Origin of the sequence: Vibrio sp. SG41-7, from assembly GCF_014164465.1 — a bacterium.
GTDB lineage: Bacteria > Pseudomonadota > Gammaproteobacteria > Enterobacterales > Vibrionaceae > Vibrio > Vibrio splendidus.
Window position 1 is genome coordinate 1 of record NZ_JACJFF010000186.1, and the last position, 5,976, is coordinate 5,976.

The 5,976-nt window shown below is 43.7% G+C and carries 5 protein-coding genes and 2 pseudogenes; 6 read left to right on the forward strand and 1 reads right to left on the reverse strand.

Annotated elements, in window-relative coordinates:
- A pseudogene (locus tag H5300_RS24990) lies at positions 1 to 226 on the forward strand (ISKra4 family transposase); the annotation flags it as partial.
- Positions 227 to 500: 274 nt separating this feature from the next.
- Here the strand turns inward: H5300_RS24990 and H5300_RS24995 are convergent.
- Positions 501 to 863 carry a DUF413 domain-containing protein gene (locus H5300_RS24995; protein ID WP_053439579.1) on the reverse strand — a complete coding sequence of 121 codons (363 nt, stop codon included), beginning with the start codon at positions 861 to 863 and terminating at the stop codon, positions 501 to 503.
- Positions 864 to 1,119: 256 nt separating this feature from the next.
- On the opposite strand from H5300_RS24995, the gene H5300_RS25000 reads away from it, so the two are divergent.
- The 5 genes and pseudogenes from H5300_RS25000 to H5300_RS25020 all read left to right on the forward strand — a co-directional run.
- Positions 1,120 to 1,320: a hypothetical protein gene (locus H5300_RS25000; RefSeq protein WP_182797185.1), complete on the forward strand. Its 201-nt coding sequence runs from the start codon at positions 1,120 to 1,122 to the stop codon at positions 1,318 to 1,320.
- A 73-nt stretch (positions 1,321 to 1,393) separates the two neighbouring features.
- The gene (locus H5300_RS25005) at positions 1,394 to 2,968 is read left to right on the forward strand and encodes an IS1634 family transposase (RefSeq protein ID WP_310736191.1); all 1,575 of its coding nucleotides are present in this window, start codon (positions 1,394 to 1,396) and stop codon (positions 2,966 to 2,968) included.
- Positions 2,969 to 3,133: 165 nt separating this feature from the next.
- Entirely contained in the window at positions 3,134 to 4,570 is a 1,437-nt protein-coding gene (locus tag H5300_RS25010; RefSeq protein WP_182797187.1) for a coniferyl aldehyde dehydrogenase, read from the forward strand.
- Positions 4,567 to 5,145, forward strand: a complete 579-nt coding sequence (locus H5300_RS25015; protein ID WP_182797188.1) for a TetR/AcrR family transcriptional regulator — start codon at positions 4,567 to 4,569, stop codon at positions 5,143 to 5,145. Before H5300_RS25010 ends, H5300_RS25015 begins: the two co-directional genes overlap by 4 nt.
- 191 nt (positions 5,146 to 5,336) lie before the next feature.
- Positions 5,337 to 5,816 (forward strand): annotated as a pseudogene (locus H5300_RS25020) (leucine-rich repeat domain-containing protein); the annotation flags it as partial.
- Positions 5,817 to 5,976 lie beyond the last annotated feature (160 nt).

Genomic DNA, 5,976 nt, shown 5'->3' on the forward strand with positions numbered 1-5,976 from the left:
GAGGCTTTGGCGGCGGGATTTCCGATAGCGAGCGGGATAATTGAAGGCGCCTGCCGGCATCTGATTAATGACCGCCTCGATATAACAGGAGCAAGATGGGGGCTAGATGGCGCCGAAGCCCTTTTTAAAAATTCGCTCGTTAAAGTCCAGTGGCGACTTTGATGGCTACTGGCAGTTTCATAAGCAGCAATCAAAGCAGCGTTGCTATACCTTCCAAGCAGCATGATTGGATAATGGACCGTCGTCTGAAAGGAACTACACCCAAATTAGATTAATAAATTATGCAAATGAGAGCACTTCAGTTATTTGCACAGTAAATCTAGCTATGTGAATAAGATTTAATCAAAACAATGAGGACAGGGATTGTAAGAGTAAAAGACGCCTCCAAACAATTTTGTAGAGCGGTGGAATGGTTATAAGACTCTTTCGAGTGACTTCAAAAGTTACCACGTAGGAAAAAGCCCCTGATATTAGCATTGCTAGTATCAGGGGCTCAGATGTTAATCTTCTTCTACCAAGCTCACGTCATCTGAATAGTCTTCGATGCTGCTAGCATCAGGCTTAGTACGACCATTTAGTGTGTGGAAACGCTTGCGACCACGAGCCAGTTGAACATACTTTAGCCATACGCGTTCTAGTTTTGACTTCGCTTTGCCTGGGTGAACCAGTACTTTAACGAAGTGTTTTTCTTCAGCGTTTTCTGGTTGCAGTTCACCAGACTCCAAACCAAGCATGGTGTCACCATAAAGGGTTAGGATTTCTTCCTCTACAAGCGTAAAATCACCCGACTTGGCAAAGCCTCGTGGGAATTTAGTGTTGTCGTAAAAACGTTTTTTGCCATGACGAAATTGAGTGTCTGACATTATGGTAGCCTCTATAAATACCTACATGGGGAACTAGAGCGAAAAGTAGGCGGAAAATTCATAAAAGAAAAACAAAACCTTTTTATCTTAACTATTGAATATTTTTATTAAATTGGGTGTAGATCTTTTAGAGAGACGAATCTTTAGATAATAACCTTTTAGATCAGATAGATAGATTTTGATCAAGATGTAAAGGGAGCCATTTTGTGGTACTTATCAGTTCTCACACAGAACAAGTGCACAAAAGGCCCCCTAAATGACTCTAGCTTACTCAAATACAAAAAATATTTCTTCCTTTTCTGAAGCTCTTTTAAAGCTTCAGGGCATGATCGGTTATTTGGAAAGCAAACAGGCTCAAGAGCTAGAGCACGGGGCGATAGAGAGCTATATTCATGATGAAGGGCATGAAGTTTTAAGAAAATTGTTACAACCGACATTGTTCAGAGCATCCCTTTAAAATTTTATTTTTCAGGGATCGTCAGATAAGCGTTTATTTCTTAAAATAGCACCTCTAAATTTGGGTCGAACTGATTGACCAACAGCTTCCTCAAGATGAAAAGCAAGAAATCACCCCGGGCGAAGCCGTTAAAGGTATGATCATGAACGGCCTTGGGTTCTCCAATCGGCCATTGAGTTTAAGTCCTCAATTTTTCACTAATCTTCCGCTCGAACACCTTTTTCGTACTGGAGTTGAAGCCAGTCACTTCAATCGCCACAAGTTAGGAAGAACCCTAGACCAATGCTATGACTTCGGCTGCGAAAGCCTGTTTTCTTTGCTCGCTCACCAGGCATGCGAGATTGAGCAGGTTGACACCAAGTTCAATTCATTGGATTCCACAAGCTATTCGCTGACAGGCCAGTATGCTTGTGATGAAGAAGATACGTCAGACGGTGATGAAATTCCTATTCAAATAAAGCACGGGTACAGCAAAGACCATCGCCCCAACCTAAAACAAGTGGTTCAGGAAATGATTGTGAGCCAGGATGGTGGTATCCCGTTAGCTTGTAAAAACTGGGACGGGAATGCATCCGATACTACGATTTTCAAAGAGCGGGCGAAGGCGTTAGTTGAAGAGTTCAAAGCGACTGATGCGCCTAAGTTCTGCGTTGCTGATAGCAAACTGTACCATCAGGCCAACGCAGAGTTTTTATCGCAGCTTAATTTCATCACCTTGATACCGTCAACAATAAAGCTCGAACGGCAGCATATCGACAACGCCCTTAAACAAAATGACTGGATTAACCTAGACGATAATTATCGATATGTTGTGGTTAAGGTTAACCATTTTGACATGGCTCAACGCTGGTTGGTCGTTTATTCTCAAGCAGCCCATGAGCGTGCTCAAAAAAGCGTCAAAAGGCAGGTTGCCAAAGAGCTCTCAACATTAGAAAAAAACTTGTTCCACTTGCAGGCGCAACGTTTTGCTTGTGAAACCGATGCCCTTAAGGCACTGGCAGAACTCGCGAAAAAGCAGAAATACCACCACCTGACACATACAGAATCCATTGCCCATAACCAATGTGAAGGGAAAGGTCGCCCTAAAAAGAACGCCCCAGTAAAGTCTGTCAATTGGCAAGTGCTTGGCAATATATCTGTAAATGAAGCGGCGAAAGCCCAGAGAATTGAACAAAAATCCTGTTTCGTTCTGGCTACAAATGCGAGTAAGAACGACCTATCGGACGAAGAGATTTTTTACCGCTACAAGGCCCAGTCTAGTGTCGAGCGTGGCTTTCGTTTTTTAAAGGACCCGCTCTTTTTTGTCTCGTCCTTGTTTATAATAAAGCCCAGCAGAATTGATGCGCTACTAATGGTAATGACCTTATCCTTGTTGGTCTATTCCATTGCCCAGCGACGCCTGAGAGCCAATATGGCTCAAGTACAGGCGACGGTTCCTAACCAAATCAATCAACCGACAGCAACCCCGACGTTACGCTGGATATTTCAGTGCTTCGAAGGCATTAATCTGGTTCAGGTGGATAACTGCTATGAGTACTCCAAAATCCATCTTGATGGCATGGATGAACTGAGAAGGCGTGTAATTTATTATCTCGGTGGCCGAGCGCAGCACCTATACAAAAATCGAAATTTTACGCCAGGGGTCTGATCAATGTCGGATACATAAAAACCGCCTCCTCTTGCTCCTATCAAGCATGTTTTCTCTGCACAGTTTTTAAACTTTTTCTGGTTGTAACTTGTAAAACGGAGGTGGCTAGTATAAATTAAAACCACTGACCGATCGGTCAGCCAGCAAAATGGGGAATAAAATACAATGAACCACAATCCAATAACAAATGATGAATCCACCGTCAGTGTAGATATGAACGCGACGTTTTCGGCTCAACAAGCACGCTTTCGTTCAAACTCAAATCCCGATATTAAATCGCGTCAAGAAGATCTTGCACGCTTGAAGACGCTACTCGTTCGTTATCAAGACCAACTCATCGAAGCTCTATCTGAAGATTATGGCCAAAGAGCAAAATACGACTCTTTGATCTCCGATATCACGCCTTCGTTGCATTTGATTGACTACAACCGAAAGCATCTAAAAAAATGGATGAAGCCTTCTCGTCGAGGCGCCGGTTTGATGCTTCAGCCTGCAAAAGTGCGTGTTCATTATCAGCCACTAGGTGTTATTGGAATCATTGTTCCTTGGAACTTCCCTATCATGTTATCAATCGGCCCACTTGCTACAGCTTTAGCCGCTGGCAATACAGCGATGATGAAAATGTCTGAGTTCACACCCGCAACAAACCGTGTGTTGAAAAAGATGTTGAGCGAAGGGTTCAGTGAAGATCAAATCTCGATCATTGAGGGTGAAGCGGATATCGCAGCGCAATTCAGCGCCCTTCCGTTCGACCATATAATGTTTACTGGCTCGACAGCCGTTGGCAAACATGTGATGAAAGCAGCTTCTGCTAACCTAACCCCGGTGACGCTTGAGCTAGGTGGTAAATCGCCAACCGTTATCGCACCGGATATGGATATCATGGACGCAGTTCAACGAACCCTATTTTCGAAAAGTCTCAACGCTGGTCAAATCTGTGTCGCACCAGACTACATCCTACTCCCTAAAGCGAAAGTAAATGAGTTTGTTGACGCTTATAAAAGTTACTTCAAAACGCTCTACCCTGCGGGACTTGAGAGCAAAGATCTCACCTCTGTGATCAATTTACGTCAATACACTCGACTAAAAAGTGTCATTGAGGATGCAGAGCAGAAAGGCGCAACCATTCATACTGTCAGTGAGCAAGCTCAAGATGACGTAAACCACCGTATGACTCCGCATCTGCTGACTGAAGTCAACGACGATATGCTCGCATTGCAAGAAGAGTTGTTTGGTCCAATATTGCCTATCGTCCCTTATGACTCTTTGGATGAAGCTATTGATTACATTAACGACCGTCCGCGTCCACTGGCTCTTTACATCATGAGTCATGACAACGAAGTACAAGAGAAATTACTGTCTAAGACGCATTCCGGTGGCGTGTGCATCAATGACTCTCTTGTTCATGTTGCAGTGGATGACGCTCCCTTTGGTGGCATTGGCCCATCGGGCATGGGGCATTATCACGGGATCGAGGGATTTAAAACCTTCAGCCATGCGAAAACGGTTCTGAGCCGAGGAAAAATCAACTACACAAAACTACTGCACCCTCCGTATAATAGTGTGTTCAAGAAATTGATTTTTAAAGTGATTAACCGATGACCACCAAAAGACAGCAGATTTTAGATTCCGCACTTCAACTCTTCGCTGAACAAGGTGTTGAAGGCACATCAACCGCTCAAATTGCCAAAGCGGCAGGTGTAGCAAAGGCGACTCTGTTCCATCACTTTGAAAACAAATCACTACTGGTTGATGAGCTATTCAGAGAGTTGAAGCAGGCGCTGTTTAATAGTATTTTTCAGGATCTAGATTCGAGGTCAGAACCGCTCTATTTAAAGATGAGCCAACTGTGGAAAGTCGGGATCGATTGGGCTGCTGCTCATCCAACAGCGATGAAGTTCTTTTCTAACATTCATTTTCATCCGGCAACCGAAGCGAGACAGACCATTGTGTCCGAAATGTTTGCTACCTTGGATAACAATGTACGTTTAGGACAAGAAGCTGGCGACCTGATGACGTTAGACATCGAATTAGTGCGCTATTTCATCAATAGCCATTTCTTAATATCGGTCAACTGGCTGCTAGACCAACCACAGCTATCCGCAGAGCAACAGCAGAGCTATGTTCAGCAAAGTTTTGACATGTGTTGGCGAGCGATTGGTGGCCAAACCCAATAATTAGTTTTATTGCTTTCTCTCTTAACAAAGCCAGCTTCTATAGTTGGCTTTGTTTTTTGGGTACACTGGACAAATTAAATCCATAAGTCTTCCATTCTTCTCGGTTTCGATACCGTGACAGCCCTCGCAATCAATAGCTAAGCCACGTACACTACCCGTCTCAAAATAAAACACCATCAGAAGGCTTAGATTTGCAAACTCTAGAACAACTACAATCCGGACAATTATTGGGATCAACACATTTGAAACTGGCAGAAGGCCTCAAAACGTTCCCAATGGAAATCATAGAGCTTGCAGACACCCTTGAAGTACTCGACCTTTCAGGAAATACCTTGTCAGAGCTTCCGAAAGAATTAGCGAAGCTGACCAAGCTGCGCATTATCTTTGCTTCTAATAACCAGTTTACTCATCTTCCAGAAATGTTAGGCGACCTGCCAAACCTTGAGATGGTCGGCTTTAAGACCAATCAAATCAAAACCGTTAGTGAGCAATCCTTACCACAGAAATTACGTTGGTTAATTCTGACTGATAACGCTATTGAAGTGCTGCCTGAAAGCTTAGGACACCGCCCAAGGCTGCAAAAACTCGCTCTGGCGGGAAATCAAATGGGTGTAGATCTTTTGGAACGACAAGAGATCTTTTCAAATCAGTCAGTTAGAGGTTCTGAAAATGCAAAAGAGGCCAGTTTGTGGTAGTTATTTAGCTACGAAACACAATAACTCCCCAAAAAGGCCTCTTTATGACCGCAGCATACGTTAACTCACAAGATCTTTCATTCTTTTCTGACGCCTCCGAGCAATTAAATGCCATGGTCGACCACCTGAGTTCAGC

Bases quoted from the DNA above. Each gene is read 5' to 3' on its own strand.
- H5300_RS24995 (WP_053439579.1), bottom strand. From the start codon at position 863: ATGTCAGACACTCAATTTCGTCATGGCAAAAAACGTTTTTACGACAAC.
- H5300_RS25000 (WP_182797185.1), top strand. From the start codon at position 1,120: ATGACTCTAGCTTACTCAAATACAAAAAATATTTCTTCCTTTTCTGAA.
- H5300_RS25010 (WP_182797187.1), top strand. From the start codon at position 3,134: ATGAACCACAATCCAATAACAAATGATGAATCCACCGTCAGTGTAGAT.
- H5300_RS25015 (WP_182797188.1), top strand. From the start codon at position 4,567: ATGACCACCAAAAGACAGCAGATTTTAGATTCCGCACTTCAACTCTTC.